The sequence below is a fragment of the Pseudomonas sp. S2_C11 genome, from assembly GCF_054668395.1.
The window spans coordinates 5,464,977-5,480,486 of record NZ_CP162765.1 but is presented as its reverse complement, the minus strand read 5'-3'; the positions used below and the strand labels follow the sequence as shown (position 1 = coordinate 5,480,486).

At 59.7% G+C, this 15,510-nt stretch carries 14 protein-coding genes; 6 read left to right on the top strand and 8 right to left on the bottom strand.

Features of this window, described 5'->3' with window-relative positions; genetic code table 11:
• Positions 1-3: 3 nt before the first annotated feature.
• Positions 4-654 carry a DUF1826 domain-containing protein gene (locus AB4N48_RS24600; protein WP_460094457.1) on the bottom strand — a complete coding sequence of 217 codons (651 nt, stop codon included), beginning with the start codon at positions 652-654 and terminating at the stop codon, positions 4-6.
• On the bottom strand, positions 654-1,859 hold the full coding sequence (gene zigA / locus AB4N48_RS24595) for a zinc metallochaperone GTPase ZigA (RefSeq protein WP_460094456.1): 1,206 nt from the start codon (positions 1,857-1,859) through the stop codon (positions 654-656). Before zigA ends, AB4N48_RS24600 begins: the two co-directional genes overlap by 1 nt.
• 248 nt (positions 1,860-2,107) lie before the next feature.
• Between zigA and AB4N48_RS24590 the strand changes: the two genes are divergently transcribed.
• The 5 genes from AB4N48_RS24590 to AB4N48_RS24570 all read left to right on the top strand — a co-directional run bounded on the left by AB4N48_RS24590 (position 2,108) and on the right by AB4N48_RS24570 (position 5,847).
• Entirely contained in the window at positions 2,108-2,446 is a 339-nt protein-coding gene (locus AB4N48_RS24590; RefSeq protein WP_406229235.1) for a glutamine synthetase, read from the top strand.
• A gap of 83 nt (positions 2,447-2,529) precedes the next feature.
• Positions 2,530-3,426 (top strand): GTP cyclohydrolase FolE2, encoded by an 897-nt coding sequence (gene folE2, locus AB4N48_RS24585; protein WP_460094455.1) that lies wholly within the window; start codon positions 2,530-2,532, stop codon positions 3,424-3,426.
• Complete coding sequence (locus tag AB4N48_RS24580; protein ID WP_460094454.1) at positions 3,423-4,091, top strand: metal ABC transporter ATP-binding protein; 669 nt, start codon at positions 3,423-3,425, stop codon at positions 4,089-4,091. Before folE2 ends, AB4N48_RS24580 begins: the two co-directional genes overlap by 4 nt.
• Positions 4,091-4,960, top strand: coding sequence for a metal ABC transporter permease (locus AB4N48_RS24575; RefSeq protein ID WP_236167813.1), 870 nt, complete (start codon positions 4,091-4,093; stop codon positions 4,958-4,960). Before AB4N48_RS24580 ends, AB4N48_RS24575 begins: the two co-directional genes overlap by 1 nt.
• A gap of 11 nt (positions 4,961-4,971) precedes the next feature.
• The gene (locus tag AB4N48_RS24570) at positions 4,972-5,847 is read left to right on the top strand and encodes a metal ABC transporter substrate-binding protein (protein ID WP_460094453.1); all 876 of its coding nucleotides are present in this window, start codon (positions 4,972-4,974) and stop codon (positions 5,845-5,847) included.
• An 85-nt stretch (positions 5,848-5,932) separates the two neighbouring features.
• Here the strand turns inward: AB4N48_RS24570 and AB4N48_RS24565 are convergent, their stop codons facing one another.
• The gene (locus AB4N48_RS24565) at positions 5,933-6,451 is read right to left on the bottom strand and encodes a DUF3617 domain-containing protein (RefSeq protein WP_150637228.1); all 519 of its coding nucleotides are present in this window, start codon (positions 6,449-6,451) and stop codon (positions 5,933-5,935) included.
• Between the two features lie 131 nt (positions 6,452-6,582).
• On the opposite strand from AB4N48_RS24565, the gene cls reads away from it, so the two are divergent.
• The gene (gene cls / locus AB4N48_RS24560) at positions 6,583-8,022 is read left to right on the top strand and encodes a cardiolipin synthase (RefSeq protein WP_252887041.1); all 1,440 of its coding nucleotides are present in this window, start codon (positions 6,583-6,585) and stop codon (positions 8,020-8,022) included.
• A 10-nt stretch (positions 8,023-8,032) separates the two neighbouring features.
• Here cls and cfaB read toward each other — a convergent pair whose 3' ends face one another.
• The 5 genes from cfaB to hflK (AB4N48_RS24535) all read right to left on the bottom strand — a co-directional run bounded on the left by cfaB (position 8,033) and on the right by hflK (AB4N48_RS24535) (position 15,352).
• A complete protein-coding gene (gene cfaB / locus AB4N48_RS24555; protein ID WP_460094451.1) occupies positions 8,033-9,220 on the bottom strand; it encodes a C17 cyclopropane fatty acid synthase CfaB in 1,188 nt (395 codons plus the stop codon).
• A 177-nt stretch (positions 9,221-9,397) separates the two neighbouring features.
• Positions 9,398-11,308 (bottom strand): heavy metal translocating P-type ATPase, encoded by a 1,911-nt coding sequence (locus AB4N48_RS24550; protein WP_460094450.1) that lies wholly within the window; start codon positions 11,306-11,308, stop codon positions 9,398-9,400.
• Entirely contained in the window at positions 11,305-12,354 is a 1,050-nt protein-coding gene (gene hflK / locus AB4N48_RS24545; protein ID WP_460094449.1) for a protease modulator HflK, read from the bottom strand. Before hflK (AB4N48_RS24545) ends, AB4N48_RS24550 begins: the two co-directional genes overlap by 4 nt.
• Positions 12,351-13,394 carry a protease modulator HflC gene (gene hflC, locus AB4N48_RS24540; protein WP_353187294.1) on the bottom strand — a complete coding sequence of 348 codons (1,044 nt, stop codon included), beginning with the start codon at positions 13,392-13,394 and terminating at the stop codon, positions 12,351-12,353. The genes hflK (AB4N48_RS24545) and hflC overlap by 4 nt, the downstream gene beginning before the upstream one ends.
• A complete protein-coding gene (gene hflK, locus AB4N48_RS24535) occupies positions 13,391-15,352 on the bottom strand; it encodes a protease modulator HflK (RefSeq protein ID WP_460094447.1) in 1,962 nt (653 codons plus the stop codon). The genes hflC and hflK (AB4N48_RS24535) overlap by 4 nt, the downstream gene beginning before the upstream one ends.
• Positions 15,353-15,510: the final 158 nt, after the last annotated feature.

Here is a 15,510-nt window from a genome sequence, read left to right as displayed (position 1 = left end):
GTGTCAGCCGAGCCAGTCGAGGGTCAGCAACAGACGGCGCTCACCGGGTGCCGGTTGCGGCGAACGATGGATCAGGCCGAAGCCTTCATTGCCGTGCCACTTTTCGCCTTTGAGCAGCGCGACGTCGCCGCTGTTGAGCTGACGAATCGACGCTGGATCTTGCGGTTCGGCATCGGACTGGCCAAGTTGCGCGCGGTCCATCGCACCCTCCTCAAGCCATTGGCTGCCGATGCCAGCGTAAGTAGTGATCAGGCGCACCGGCACGTGATCGACGTGGAAACGCGGACACATGGCCTTGTCCAGCACGCGCAAACGCACGCCAATACGCCGCGCGCCCAGCAGGCAGGTGAAGGCACTGATCAGCCATTTGAGGTCGCTGATGAAACCTTCGAAACCGTGCAGATCACGCAGCCCTGCAGCCAGACCGGCGAGATCCGGTTCGGCATCTTCGTCGGACAATTCCAGACACAGCGACTCGGCCAAGGGCTCGTTGAGCGACAGCACCAATTGCGCAAAATCGGCGATGTGCACGGGTAGCTGGCGTTGCCAGACGGCGAGATTGGTCTGGTCGTCCAGGATTCGCGTCAACGTTTGCGGTGTCACACCCTGGTGCTGCTGACGGGTAAGAAGCGGCTGATCCTTGAGTGCGAGCATCAGGCGGCCTCTTCTTGCCAAGGGCCGAATGGATCAGGCAGCGAACGCCAGCCTTCTACACCCATGGCCATTTCTTCGTCGGTCAAAAGACAGGCATCGAGTTCGGCGGAGAGCTGTAGGAAATCGATGTTCTGACCAATGAAAACCAGCTCCTGGCGGCAATCTCCTACGCTTGGAGTCCAGTTTTCCATGATCGCCTGCACGCTTTCCTGATCTTCGGGCCATTGATTCTTTGCTACGAAACGCCACCAGCGCCCGGCGAATCCATGCCGCATCAAACCGCCGGCTTGAGACCAGCTACCGGCATCGGTGGGTTTGCTGGCGAGCCAGAAGAAGCCTTTGGAGCGCAGCAGCTTGCCGTTCAGCCATGGGCGGTCAATGAAGCTGAAAAAGCGTTGCGGGTGGAATGGCCGGCGCGCGCGGTAGGCCGTCGAGGCGATGCCGTATTCCTGTGTTTCCGGGAAGTGCTCACCGCGCAATTCCTGCAGCCACCCAGGCGCTTGTGCGGCCTTCTCGAAATCGAAACGACCGGTGTTGAGGATTTTCTCCAGGGGGATTTCGCCCATCACCATTGGAATGATTTCAGCCTGGGCATTGAGGCGCTTGAGGATCGCGGTAAGTTCTTCGCGCTCGTGCTGGTTGATCAGGTCGATTTTGCTGATCAGCAGGACGTCGGCGAACTCGATCTGCTCGATCAACAGATCGGTGATGGAGCGCTCGTCTTCTTCACCGAGAATCTCGCCGCGAGAGGCAAGGCTTTCGGCCGCCTGGTAATCGAGCAGGAAATTCACGCCGTCGACCACGGTGACCATGGTATCGAGGCGAGCGATGTCGGCGAGGCTTTGCCCCTGTTCATCGCGGAAGGTGAAGGTTTCAGCGACCGGAAGCGGTTCGGAAATGCCAGTGGACTCGATCAGCAGGTAATCAAAACGATCCTCGCGGGCGAGTTTGCTGACTTCTTCAAGCAGGTCTTCGCGTAACGTACAACAAATGCAGCCGTTGCTCATCTCAATGAGCTTTTCTTCCGCACGGTTCAGACTGACATCGCGCTGGACTTCGCTGCCATCGATGTTGATCTCGCTCATATCATTGACGATCACCGCTACGCGCAAGCCGTCTCGGTTACGTAGTACGTAATTCAAAAGTGTACTTTTTCCGGCGCCAAGAAATCCTGAAAATACGGTGACGGGCAATTTGGCTGACATTGGATAATCCTCATAAATGGCAGCCGATTTGCGCTTTCAGGTGTGCGCTTGGCGTGTTGCGCTCCATTTACTCGGGACAATGAAGGCAAACGATTGTGATCGGCAGCTCAGGCTGGTGGCGGTTGATGTTATAGTATAACAGCTTGAGCTTGCCAGTCCGACGCAGGAGATTTCGCAAATTGCCGCAGCACCGATCGTGGAAACTCGCAATTAACAATGGGTTGAAATACCTGCTTTTGAGCTTTGCTATGTCGCTGGCCGGCCAAGCCCAAGCGCAAATGCCGGCGCTCGCGCACTGCACGCGCAGCGCTAATTTGCTGGCATGTGTAGACGCCGACGGCAATGCCTATAGCGTCAATACGGTCGGCACCACGCTTTATTTGCGAGGGTTCGAAAAGAACGGCCATCGCTATTGGGCGCAAACCAACAGCCGCTTCGGCCAATTGACCTTTTTTACCGGCATCGCCTCCGATGGCGAGGCTTGGGTTGGCTACACCCGTCGTGTCGGCTGGACGACCATCAACCGTTTTTCCAGCTCGGGAGGGAGCAGCGCCAGATTCACTTGCAGCCGGATGACGGGCTGCTAGTGAAAACCTTTTCATGAAAAAAGCATCGCTGAATGGATTGTTATAATGTAACGTAAATAGAGATCAATACGACGGTCTCAACCATGAATGCTCTTACTCTCCCGGATATTGCCGCCCAATCTGCGCGCCAGGCACTGCCACTCGATTGGGTAGGCATGCGTGGGATTGCCCTACCCGTTGTGCTCGAAAGCCAACGCCTCAGCGCCAGAGTCGACGCTGGCGTGAGTCTCGATGATGGTGAAGCGCGTGGTATTCACATGTCGCGCTTGTATCTGGCACTCGAAGCCCTCGAACAGCGAAGCCTTTCTCCCGCTCTGCTGCATCAGGTACTCAAGGGTTTTCTGATAAGTCACCAAGGTCTATCCGCCTGCGCATATCTGAACATTCACACCGACTTATTGCTGAAACGGCCGGCGTTAGTCAGCCCCCTAGCCGGCTGGAAATCCTATCCGACAACCATTTCAGCAAGCCTGAAACAGCAAATGTTCCACGTGGAACTAAAACTCGAGGTGCCCTATTCCTCGACATGCCCCTGCTCGGCAGCCTTGGCAAGGCAATTGATCCAGCAGCAATTCGTCGACGATTTCGCCAACAAGGCTCTGCAACACGCAGATGTTTTGGCATGGCTTGGCTCAACCAAAGGGATCGTAGCGACGCCGCACAGCCAACGTAGCTATGCGCAACTGCACCTGCATCTCGACAATTTCATCGACGAGCTACCGCTGACAGCGATCATCGATGACGCTGAAGCAGCCCTCGGCACAGCCGTGCAGACCGCAGTAAAGCGCCCCGACGAGCAAGCGTTCGCTCTCGCCAATGGGCAAAACCTGATGTTCTGCGAAGACGCCGCGCGCCGCCTCAATCTGGCACTGCAGCGCACGCCCGGCATCAAACAATTGCATATCCGCGTGATCCACGCCGAAAGCCTGCATGCCCATGATGCCGTCGCCGAAAGCAGCTGGCACCGGGAGCAGCAATGATCCGCTGCCAATCGCTGGTCTGGGGCGCTCCCGGCCAACCGCTGACGACGCCTCTGAGTCTTGAGTTCGAGAGCGCCAGCCTGACCGCCATCATCGGCGCCAACGGCTGCGGCAAAAGCAGCCTGCTAAAGGTCATCGCCGGATTGCAGAAGCCCCTCGCTGGCAAAGTGGAAATGGCTGTTCCACGTCAAAGCGGAATTTCCTTCCTGCCGCAACAACAGCACCTTGATCGCCAGTTCCCAATCAGCCTGGAAGAACTCATCGCCGCAGGTTTCTGGGGCCGTCGGCTGTCGACGCAACTGCGCACGCAGCGACTGAAAAACGCACTGGAAGACTGGCACCTGAGTGGACTCGAACAGCGTCCGTTGATGGCCCTGTCCGGCGGTGAGCAACAACGTGCCCTGCTCGCGCGACTGAGCCTTGCTGACGCCCCGGTGCTGTTGCTGGACGAACCGCACGCCGCACTCGACGAACTCGGCCAGCAACTGCTCTGGCAGCACATTCACCACTGGCACGCCGAAGGCCGGACACTACTTGTGGTCTGCCATGACCTGGCGGCTGTCCGCCAACACATTCCGGATACCCTGCTGATCAAAAACGGCGACTGCGTGTACGGAACCAGTCGGGAACTAATCCAGCCGACAGCGCACATGCAGGTGGCCTGATGCTCGCCACCCTCAGCCATTTCTGGCAGCCGTTCAGCGAATTCGTGTTCATGCGCCGCGCCCTGCTCGGTGGCCTGGTGCTGGCATGCAGTACGGCGCCCTTGGGTGTTTTTCTGATACTCAGGCGTATGAGTTTGATCGGTGACGCTGTCGCCCATGGCATCCTTCCCGGCGCTGCATTGGGATTCTGGTTTGCCGGTTTGAGTCTTCCCGCACTCACCCTCGGTGGCTTGGGAGCCGGTCTGAGCATGGCCGGACTTGCGGCCTGGATCACCCGGCGAACGGGGTTGCGAGAAGATGCCAGCCTCGCCGCGATCTATCCGATCTCACTGGCCAGCGGCGTTTTGATCCTTGGCATCGCCGGCAAGCGCCTCGACCTTCTGCATTTGCTGTTCGGCTCAGCGTTGGCCGTAGACGGGCCGACGCTGACCGGCATGCTGTGGGTCTCGGCCATCAGCCTCATGGCGATGGCGGCAATCTACAAACCACTCCTGCTGGACACACTTGACCCATTGTTCTTGCGCACCGTCAGCCGTCTCGGGCCTCTGGCCCACGGTGTGTTTCTTACCCTCGTCGTACTGAATCTGGTGATCGGTTTTCAGGCCATCGGCGCGCTGATGGTAGTGGGACTGATGATGCTTCCGGCTGCCGCGTCGAGATTCTGGAGTCGTCGTCTGCCGATACTGATTGCCGTCGCCGCCGTCATGGGCTGCGTGTCTGTGTGGCTGGGCTTGCTGCTGTCGTTCTACTACTCGCTGCCCAGCGGCCCGGCCATCGTGCTGGTCGCGGGGCTCGGCTATCTGCTGTCGGTGGTGTTTGGACCGGTTCACGGTTTGCTGCGCCGCCCGCCTTTGCTCACATCCCAATGAGGTGTTTCCCGATGCGCGCTCTATTCGTGCTGTTCAGCCTGATGCTGTCGATGTCCTTGTCGGCCGCCGAAAAACTGCCGGTGGTTACCAGCTTCAGCATCCTTGCCGACATGGTTCATCAGGTCGGCGGCGAACACGTTGAGATCACCAACATGGTCGGCGCAGATGCCGATGCGCACACCTACGAGCCAACACCGGACGATGCCAAGGCATTGCTCAAAGCCAAAGTGATCATCAAGAACGGCCTCGGTTTCGAGCCTTGGCTGGATCGCCTGGTGACCAGCACCGACAGCAAGGCGACGGTGATCAGCGCCAGTCGCGGGGTGATTCCACGTTCGCTCGATGAAGACGGCGAGACTGTTGCGGATCCACACGCCTGGCACAATCTGGCGAACGCTGAGTTGTACGTCGCCAACATCACCAAGGCGCTGATCGCCGCCGACCCGGCCAACAAGGCTGACTACGAGCGCAACAGCCAGACCTACCTCAAGCAGATCTATGCCCTGCTCGCCGAAGCCAAAAACAAACTCGGCGCGCTGCCTCCGGGTAATCTCAAGATCGTCACCAGCCACGATGCCTTTGGCTATCTGGGACAGGCCTATGGCATCGACTTTATCGCGCCACAGGGTTTGTCCACCGAACGCGAACCCTCCGCAGCCGAAGTCGCTGCGCTGATCACGCAGATTCGCCAGGCCAAGGTCAAAGCGGTGTTCATGGAAAACATCAAGGACGCGCGTCTGCTCAAGCAGATCGCGGACGAAAGCGGCGCACACATCGGTGGCACGCTGTACTCGGATGCACTGGCGGCGAGTGGACCGGCGAGCACCTTTACCGGGCTGTTCGAATACAACCTCAATACGCTGTACAAGGCGTTGAGTCAGCCATGACTTGAGGTGTACTTCCGATCTATTCGCGAGCAGGCTCGCTCCCACAGTTGGAATGGGTTCCAGCTGTGGGAGCGCTGCGAGGGGTTTAAGCGCGGGGTTTTACCGTGCCGCAATCCTGACCCAGCCAGACTGCCCGGGTTTCCAGGCTGCCCTTCTGGTTGATGCCGATAGCGTTGAAGGTGCCATTGGCGACGGTGGTGAATTCGCGGTCACTGAGGAATGTCGCCACGCCGGTACCTTGGGCTTTCGGGCAGCTGAAGCGGAATTTCCACTGGTTGCCGGTGCGCTCGGTGATCTGCTGTTTGCAGCCCGATTGCGGATCGGCCAGCGGGATATTGTTGGTTGCCACCTGCTGCGGCGTCAGGCAGGCACGGATCCCCTTGCCGCCAATATTGATGCCGTTTTTCTCGAGCGCAGCGCGCTGCTGCGGGGTGATCTGGCCTTGAATCTGGCCAAGGATCGATTGCACGTCCATGGCCTGATCATCGACCTTCAGATTGCTCGAAGACATTTCCCACAACCCCGGCTGCAGCATTTGTGCCTGCGCAACCACCGGTAATGCCAAACCCAGGCCCAGCGCCAAACCCAGCAGACGAACGTTCATCGAGTAACTCCTGATCAGTTGTGGCCGTTAGACGCCGGCCGATTGTGTCGGTTCATGCGCCGATTAAATAGAGACATTCGCCGCAGAACATGGTCTGTTAAGCATTGCATCTCGCGGAGCAAGGCTGCCCCATGGATTTTTTCGGACCGCACATTTTCGGTTACCTGATCGCCCTGTTGCACACACTCGGTTCGATCGCGGCGATCCATGCGGTGCTCACCGTGCGCACTGCGCAAGGTTCGATCGCTTGGGCATTGTCGCTGATCTTCATTCCCTACCTCACGCTTATTCCATATCTGGTATTTGGTCGCAGTACCTTCGATGGCTACATCAAGGCGCGGCGCCAGGCCAACGAGCAGATGCGCCTGGCCATTTCCGAATTGAACTGGCGCCCGTGGGTGGAAGAAGCCCTCGCCGCTCGCGCTTCGAGTGCCTATGCCTCATTGCGCGCGATGCCGAAACTGGGGCGCATGCCGTGCCTGGCGAACAACGAGGTGCAACTGCTGGTGAACGGCACCGCGACCTTCGATGCGATTTTCCAGGCGATCGCACAAGCGAAGGAAGCCGTGCTGATCCAGTTCTTCATCATCCACGACGATCGGCTCGGCCAGCGCTTGCGTGATTTGCTTTTGCAGAAAGCCGCCGAAGGCGTATCAATTCATTTGCTCTACGACCGCATCGGCAGCCATGCCCTGCCCCATCATTACGTGCAGGCGCTGCGTGACGCCGGCGTCGAGGTCAAAGCCTTTGCCACGCGCAGCGGCTGGCTCAACCGCTTTCAGGTCAACTTTCGCAACCACCGCAAAATCGTTGTAGTCGATGGCGTAGTCGGCTTTGTCGGCGGGCATAACGTCGGCGATGAATACATGGGTGAGAAGCCACCATTGGCGCCGTGGCGTGACACCCACGTCAAAGTCCGCGGGCCGGTGGTGGCCTGCATGCAGGAATCGTTCGCGGAAGACTGGTTCTGGGCTGCTCGCACTCTGCCGCCGTTGATCCTTCCGGATACGTACCCGGAGGATGGCGTGCTTTGCCAATTGCTCGCCAGCGGCCCGGCGGATGCCTACGAAACCTGCTCGCTGTTTTTCGTCGAAGCCATTCACGCAGCAACGCAACGCGTATGGATCACCAGCCCTTACTTTGTCCCGGACGAAGCGGTGTTCGCGGCATTGAGGCTGGCAGTTTTGCGTGGTGTCGATGTGCGCCTGCTGTTGCCGTCGCGGCCTGATCATCGCATCGTCTATGCGGCGTCCAGCCTGTATGCCTTTGAGGCGGTGCGTGCCGGCGTTCGGGTGTTCCGCTATCGACCGGGTTTCCTGCATCAGAAAGTGGTGTTGATCGACAGCGAAATCAGCGCCATCGGCAGCGCCAATCTGGACAATCGCTCGTTCCGCCTGAATTTCGAAGTGATGTTGCTGACCGTCGACAGTGAGTTCGCCGCTGCTGTGGAACACATGCTCAATGACGATTTCGCCCAGGCCGATGAGGTGGCCAAAGAAGAAAGCCGGGAGATCCACCGCCTGCAACAGGTCGGCATGCGGATCGCCCGGCTGATTTCGCCGATACTCTGAGTGGCCCGTTTCAGGGGTGGTAGATATCGTCGCGGGTCCAAGGCAGTTCGTGGCTGCCATCCGGATGCGCTTTCACAGCGAGGATCTGATGCAGGTTGATCCAGCCCCGCGCGAAGGCATAAGCGCAACCGGCCAGATACAGACGCCAGATACGCAGTGCTTGCTCAGGCACCAGTTTCGCCGCAGCTTCGAGGTTGTCCTCCAGTCGCTCGCTCCAGTGATCGAGCGTGCGCGCGTAATGCAGGCGCAGGCTTTCGACATCGACGATTTCCAGCCCGGCTTCACTGATCTCGGCAGAGATCATCGCCAGGTGCGGTAACTCGCCGTTGGGAAACACGTATTTTTCGATGAAGTTGCCTGCGCCGCGTCCAACCGGGCGGCCATCGGTGTGCTTGGCGGTAATGCCGTGGTTCATTACCAGGCCGCCCTCCTTCACCGCACCAAACAGCGTTGCGCAATACTCGGCGAGATTGGCATGACCAACATGTTCGAACATGCCGACGCTGACAACCTTGTCGAAGCGGCCGTCTTGCGGCAAATCGCGATAGTCGAGCAATTGCAGTTCGACCTGATCGTCCAGCCCTTCGGCTTTGACTCGCTCCTGCGCCAGGGCCAATTGTTCCTTGCTCAAGGTAATACCAAACACTTTGACGCCAAACTCTCGCGCCGCATATCGCGCCAGACCACCCCAACCACAACCGACATCCAGCAGATATTCGCCCGGCTGCAAGCGCAGCTTGCGGCACAGATGGCGGAATTTGGCTTGCTGAGCCTGTTCGAGGGTTTCGCTGCCGGTTTCGAAATAGGCACAGGAATACGCCATGTCGCTGTCCAGCCACAGCTGATAAAAGGCATTCGACAGGTCGTAATGATAGGAGATGGCTTTGGCGTCGGTGTCCTTGTCGTGTTGCGCGCGCACCGGCTGACTGTCTTCGTCTTCGTCGAGCAGCGCATTGCTCAACTCATCGCAAACCCGGATGACCTCGCTGATCGAGCCCTCAAGTTCCAGCTTGCCTTCGACGAACGCCGCACCGAGTACATCCAGGCTTGGGTGGGTGAATTGAGTAACCATCTGCGGGTCCTTGACCACGATGGTTACGCTGGGCGTCGGCCCCAGATTGAACTCGTGGCCGTCCCAGAGTCGCAGGCGAAGCGGTAAATGCAGGTTCTGCAAGGCCGGTGGAAGTTGCGCGAGCATGGAAAATCCCCCCTTGTTTCAGACGTCTGATCTGAGGGTAGACCAACCTTGAAAAATAGCAGGCTATCGATTCGATCGGCCTCGTCTATCGTGATCGGCACATCGGCTGAACGCCACAGGCGACGTGCCTTACGATAGATGACTGCCTGCGTACTCGGCGGTTCGATGAATTTTCTTTCATTTAGCCTGAGGGTCGAGCCTGAGCAATGGCTCCTGAAAGCGCAGCAAACGTCCGGCGTTGCCCAACACCAACAAGGTACTCAGGTTATGCAGCAGAGCCGCGATCATCGCCCCGGCCGCGCCAAGCCAACCGAAAGCCGCGAAGACCACGATCGCCAGGGTCCAGCCGAGGCCGATGATCACATTGACCTGCAAAGTACGCCGGCACTGACGACTCAAGCGCACGCAGGTACCGAGGCGGCGCAAATCGCTGCCGATCAACACAATGTCCGCTGAAGCCAGAGCAATATCGGCCCCGCCAGCGCCCATCGCCACGCCGACCACGCCGGCCTTGAGCGCGAGTGAATCGTTGATGCCGTCACCGACCACCATCGGGCGGAAGCCGTGATCGATTTCCTTGAGCACGCGATTGAGTTTGTCCTCCGGGAGCGCTTGCGCCTGGATTTCATTCAGCCCGACTTCCTGCGCCAAGGTTCGCGCGACGCTCTGACGATCCCCCGTCAGCAGGAGTTGGCGTCCCAGCCCCAGTTCGCGCAATTCGCTCAAGGCAAAGCGCGCTTCGGGTTTGATGCTGTCTGCTAGCAGCAGCCAGGCGAGGAATTCACCGTTCAAAGCCAGGCCGGCAATCGGGCCATCGTGTTCAGGAACGAGGGGCGTTGTGATGCCCAGTTGCGCGAACAACTCTGGACGACCGAGCGCAGCTTCGCCCTTCTCTGTCGTCGCCACTACGCCCAAGCCTTGGCGCTCATGGATGTTGGTCAGAGGCCAATAGGCTTCCTGATCGGCCATCCCGGCGAGTGCCCGGCTCACCGGATGACTGCTCGCCGCGCCAAGACTGGCGGCCAGCGCCTGCACTTCTTTAGTGTCCACACTGAGGCTGTCGATCGACTGCAAACGCAACGTGCCGTAAGTCAGCGTGCCGGTCTTGTCGACCACCAGCGAGGTCAGATCGGCAAGTTCTTCGAGGAACGCCGAGCTGCGAATCAGAATCCCGTGACGCGCGGCGACGGCGACACCGGCAATCGCCGTGGCCGGCGCCGACAGCACCAACGCACACGGACACGCCGCCACCACCACCGCGAGCATCGCCTGTGCATCATGGGTGACGAACCAGGTCACCGCCGCCAGCAACAAGACCAGCACCATGTAGCTGCCGGCATAGCGTTCGAGCAATCGCGTGATCGGCGGTTTCGAGCGCTCGGCGTTTTGCATCAGGGCGATGACTTTGCCCAAGGTGGATTCGTCGCCGATGCGGGTGACTTCGACGCGCAGCAATCCATCGAGGTTGATCGCGCCGCCGAACACCATCATGCCGACGCCCGCTTCCACCGGTACCGATTCACCGGTAATCGACGCCGTATCGAGACTCGCCTGGCCGGACAATACCCGACCGTCGGCCGGCACCCGATCACCGGCCCGCACCTCGACAATATCGCCAGCACTGAGCGTGCGGTTGTCCACTTCGATGATCGAACCGTCCGCTTGCAGCTTGCGCGCATGGCTGCGGGTCAACTGGCCAAGCGCATTAATTGCTTCTTGGGAACCGATGACGCTGCGCTCCTCGAGCACATGGCCGAAGATCATGATGATTGGCAACAACGCCGCGGTGAGCAGATCACCGGTCGCCCAGGCACCGAGCATGGCCAGCGCAATCAATTGATCGGTGATGCCGTGCAGGCTTGGATAACGCAGGCTGTACCAGGCCGATCGCATCACCGGAACCGCTACGAGCAGAGAAGCGAAACCGAGCAGCAGTTGGCTGACACCGATTTGCTCCGGGAGTGTCCAGCGCCAGACCAGCCCCAGACCCAGCAGCCCGAGCGCAAGCATCGCCAGGGTCAATTGGCGCGCGGCGCGACGTTGTTCGGCCGAGGACAACAGACTTGGAGCAGCGGTGGTCGCGGTCATTGAGTGGCTCCTTGAATGATCAACCGGGAATCGTCTTTCGGATTGACGGTGGTGACCGAGCCGGCCTGACCGAGGATCTTCGGTATGCGCTCGCGATACAGACGCAGGAGCATTTGCGGGTCGGTAGATGTGGCCAGACTCGTGACGGTTGCAGTATCGGTCGAGGCTTTTGCAAGACGCTCGCCTGCCTGCGCGTGAGCCACCTGGAGCGTGCGGTCTGCCTGTTCGTTGGCGGACTGGGCAAGTTTCTCGGCATCGGTGCGCGCGTTAGCCACTGCTTTGTCAGCCTGCTGACTGGCCGTCAGAACCGCATTGAAGGCAGTGATCGCTGGCTCCGGCAGACTCGATTGCACATCGACCCGCGACACCTCGATACCGATGCCCTGCCCGCTCGCCTTCAGTTCAGCGAGACGCGCGTTGATGCCTTGCACCAGATCACCGCGCAATCGCTCACGGCGCTCGGCTGCCTGATTGTCGGCGCCGATCAATTCCGGGCGAGCGACCAGAATGGTGTCGAGGTCTCGCGCGGCGGTCAGGGCCACGGCGCTGCGCGTCACCAACCGATCGAGCGCCGGTAGCACATGTTCACCCTGTAACACGAACGCATAGGGATCGGAGACTTGGTAAAACACTCGCACGTCCAGTTGCACTACGCCGGCGTCACCGGTCAATAAATAACCAGACCCGGCAAGTGCATCGCTCAATGGCGTAGCGAAGGACGCCACCCGGTCAGCCTTCAGCGCCTCGTCACTGCGCAACAGATTTTCCACTCGACGCTCGATCACCCGATCAGCCGCCGGCAACAGAATCACCTGCTCAAAGGGTTGCGGCCACGCCCATAACAGCCCGGCATTCTGAACGCGATCAAGCGCGCCAAAGTGCAGTACTACTGCGCGGTTTTGCAGATCAATCTGCCGGACATTCGAGACCGCCCATGCTAATGCGGCCAAAACAGTGATCGCATACAAGGCGATGAAGGTCAGACGGCCGGCCTGAATCCACGGACTGTTCAACGCATGTGTTCCACGTGGAACTTCTTCGCTCATGGTTGCGATCCGGCTTTGTTGTCGAGAGTCGGTGGGCCGTCGACCAACACACGGAACGGCGCAGCATCGGTGCGCAGAATCAGTTTGGTTTCCGGTGTGACAATGGTGCCGAGGGTATCGAGCGAGCGCAGCAGATTGTAAAGCTGCGGCGAGCTGGCGTAGGCGCGCCCATAAATCTGCGCAGCCTCGACTCGCGATTGCGCTTCAATGTCAGCGGCTTTCACCGTTGCATCAGCCTGGACGATTCGCGCATCGCGCTCGGCGGCGGAGCGAATTTGCGCCGCTTCGCGTTTGCCGATCGCTGTACGTTCGGTAGCAATGGTTTCACGCTCGGCGCGCATGCGATCGACGGTTGCACTGAGCGTGACCGAGGGCAAAGTCAGCCGCTCGATACCGACCTGCACCACGCGCACGCCATAAGTGGCGAGCAACTGTTGGTCAATCTGCTGACGCAACTGCGCTTCAAAATCGCCGATGCGCACTTGTTTGGCATCAGTGTTGACCAGATTGGCCAGATCGAAACTGCTGGCCGTGGTCTCCAGTGCCGAGCCGACAAAGGTGCGAATCTGCCGCGCCGCTTCATCCGGCTGATTCTGCACGGCACGCATGAAACGCTGCACATGTTCAGGATCACCCTGCACCTGCCACGCCACGTAGGCCTGAACGATGATGCGCAAACCGTCCTTGGTGCCGACGTCCTGCAAACCACTTGAGGTGGTACGTAGACGCAAGTCCACTGGAATCGCCGCTTCGAACGGCGCAGGCCAGCGCCAGCTCAAACCGGGATCAAGCAATACCCGCGACGGATTTCCGAAACGGGTGATGACCGTGGCTTCGCCGGAGCGCACTTGCACCAGACTCGCGGCGGTAATGGCAAACGCCACCAGCAACGCAGCCCAGGCCATACGCCGCCATTGAAATGGCCCGGCCTCTTGCGGATCGCCGTGATGGTGATGATGACCATGATGATGGTGATGCCCGCCGTGGCCGTGGTCGTGGCCGCTGTGGTCGTGAACGTCATGAACAGGCGACTGGCTCAATGGGTGGCTCCTGGTTGAGCGGTGGTACGGGCGGGCGACGGATCAGTCGGCAGTGCGAAAGTACGCAGATCGATGGTTGGCGCATTTGCGCTCCCGCCAAGTCGATGGTCGAGCACCAGCAACCTGGCTTTACTCAAGCCCTGACTGAGCTGGCTGAGGTATTGCTCCAGCACAAACGCCTGGCCAGCACTGGCGAAGGCTTTCTGCTCGGCGCTGAACTTCAGGTCGGCGGTTTGCGCAGCGGCGTTGATCTCCCGCGCGTTTGCCATTGCCTGATCCCGCGCCGCGCTCGCCTGCAACTGCGCCTCGTTAGTGGCCTGCGCAGCCGCCCCGCGTTCGCGAGCGATCAACGCCTGCGCGCCGATCTGCGCCGCTTGCACACTGTGATAGGCATTCGCCGCGCCGGCCGGTGGATGAATCGCTTCGACGACTGTGGCAAGGATCTCCACGCCACTGTTCAATCTGTTCAGATCGCTTTGCACCGCGCGACCGATTTCCTCGGCCAGCCCTGCCCTGTCGTCGCCGAGCAGACCGTCGAGGGTGCGCGAGGCAAAATCGTGAACCAGAATGCGGCTGGCGGTGCTGCGAATCAGCGTCGGTACATCGGCGCTGTTATAGGTCGCGGCGAGCGCCGCCTCGTCGTTCAAACCGATGCGATAAACGAAGCGCACGTCCATGTTGACGATTTGCAGGCCCTGTTGCGCGCCGCGGCTGCTGGCGATGACCTGGGATTTGTCATTGACATGGCTGGCGTCCCACAAACGGTTGGCGGTCAGCGGCGCCGGGCCTTCAGCGGAGTCGGACTGCACGGCGATTGGCTTGTCGCCGACACTGGTTGCCAGTTCATGGACCACGCCGTTTTCAACGGAGATCACACGCCCCAATGGCCAAGGCAACCCGCTATGCAAACCCGGGCCGAAAACCTGTACCGTTTTACCGAAGCGCTCGTAGATGCCGCGACCTTGCAGGGGAATTTCATGTACGCCGGTCAGCAGCCAACCGCTAAGGGCGACCACCGCCAACACTGGCAACAAGGCCCGGCGCATGTAACTGAAGGCCCAGATCTGGCGCAAATCGATGCCGAAACGGTTGTGCATTTCATGCTGTAACGCCAGCCACGGCTGCGGCGGCCAACGCAGCATATCGGCGATATAACTGCGCGCCAGCAGGGTCGGTTCGAGTTGTTCGCGGCGCGGGCTGAAAACAGACAGCACTGCGCGCAATAACAGTTCGATGGCAACCAACATCGGCAGGATTGCGCTGAATACCGCAACACGCGCCGGCCAGACTGCGTCTTCGCTGGCAAACAACAGACACAGCGCACCGATCAACAGAGTGATGATCACCACCCGGATCAGTTGTGCCAGCGCAGCCGCTTCCGGCCACTGCGCCGGCGGTTCCTGCGCCAGTTGCCGCTCCAGCACCAGCAGGGCAAACGCCAGCAACAACGCCAATGCCGCACCGATGCTCGCCGACAGCCCCAAGGCCGCCGCAGGCAACGTGAGATTCCACACCTGCTCAATACCAAGCAGAACCAGCAACGCCCAACCGCCGAGCCACAACGTCGGCGCGCCGATTTGTCCAAGCAGATGGCGGCTCTGCTGACTCAAGCGCTCCAGAAGCCTTTCGTACCAGCCCTCGGCTGCGCCGCCCTCTTCCATGACGGTCGATTGCGAAGCGGGCGGATGCATCACCCGCGCGCGCCATTGCGTCACCCACCACGCCGATTGCAACCCGGCGACCAGCACCAGCAACGCCGCGCTCTGATTGACCAACAACGGTAACCACAGGGACTGCGGCGCAAACAGGCCGACGAAAAACGCCAGCACCCAGCCCAAACCGACCAATGCGCCGAGTCCATAAGCCAGCCGACGTAATTTGCGTGACTGCGCAGCTGCTTGCTGAAAGCGCGGCAGCCCGGTGACTGGCGTGGCGTCCAACTCAAGATCGACTTGCATATCATCCCGACTAAATTGGTCTTGGCGTTACGATATAACGGAAACTGTGAAATATTCGTACACAATTGCACTTATTCAAAGATGCCGCAGCTGTCGCTTGCCTGAAGCCTTGACCGAAATGTTCGACGAAGCTCATATTACGCACATAATTTTTATCG

Bases quoted from the DNA above. Each gene is read 5' to 3' on its own strand.
- AB4N48_RS24600 (WP_460094457.1), bottom strand. From the start codon at position 654: ATGCTCGCACTCAAGGATCAGCCGCTTCTTACCCGTCAGCAGCACCAG.
- zigA (WP_460094456.1), bottom strand. From the start codon at position 1,859: ATGTCAGCCAAATTGCCCGTCACCGTATTTTCAGGATTTCTTGGCGCC.
- AB4N48_RS24590 (WP_406229235.1), top strand. From the start codon at position 2,108: ATGTCGCTGGCCGGCCAAGCCCAAGCGCAAATGCCGGCGCTCGCGCAC.
- folE2 (WP_460094455.1), top strand. From the start codon at position 2,530: ATGAATGCTCTTACTCTCCCGGATATTGCCGCCCAATCTGCGCGCCAG.
- AB4N48_RS24580 (WP_460094454.1), top strand. From the start codon at position 3,423: ATGATCCGCTGCCAATCGCTGGTCTGGGGCGCTCCCGGCCAACCGCTG.
- AB4N48_RS24575 (WP_236167813.1), top strand. From the start codon at position 4,091: ATGCTCGCCACCCTCAGCCATTTCTGGCAGCCGTTCAGCGAATTCGTG.
- AB4N48_RS24570 (WP_460094453.1), top strand. From the start codon at position 4,972: ATGCGCGCTCTATTCGTGCTGTTCAGCCTGATGCTGTCGATGTCCTTG.
- AB4N48_RS24565 (WP_150637228.1), bottom strand. From the start codon at position 6,451: ATGAACGTTCGTCTGCTGGGTTTGGCGCTGGGCCTGGGTTTGGCATTA.
- cls (WP_252887041.1), top strand. From the start codon at position 6,583: ATGGATTTTTTCGGACCGCACATTTTCGGTTACCTGATCGCCCTGTTG.
- cfaB (WP_460094451.1), bottom strand. From the start codon at position 9,220: ATGCTCGCGCAACTTCCACCGGCCTTGCAGAACCTGCATTTACCGCTT.
- AB4N48_RS24550 (WP_460094450.1), bottom strand. From the start codon at position 11,308: ATGACCGCGACCACCGCTGCTCCAAGTCTGTTGTCCTCGGCCGAACAA.
- hflK (WP_460094449.1), bottom strand. From the start codon at position 12,354: ATGAGCGAAGAAGTTCCACGTGGAACACATGCGTTGAACAGTCCGTGG.
- hflK (WP_460094447.1), bottom strand. From the start codon at position 15,352: ATGCAAGTCGATCTTGAGTTGGACGCCACGCCAGTCACCGGGCTGCCG.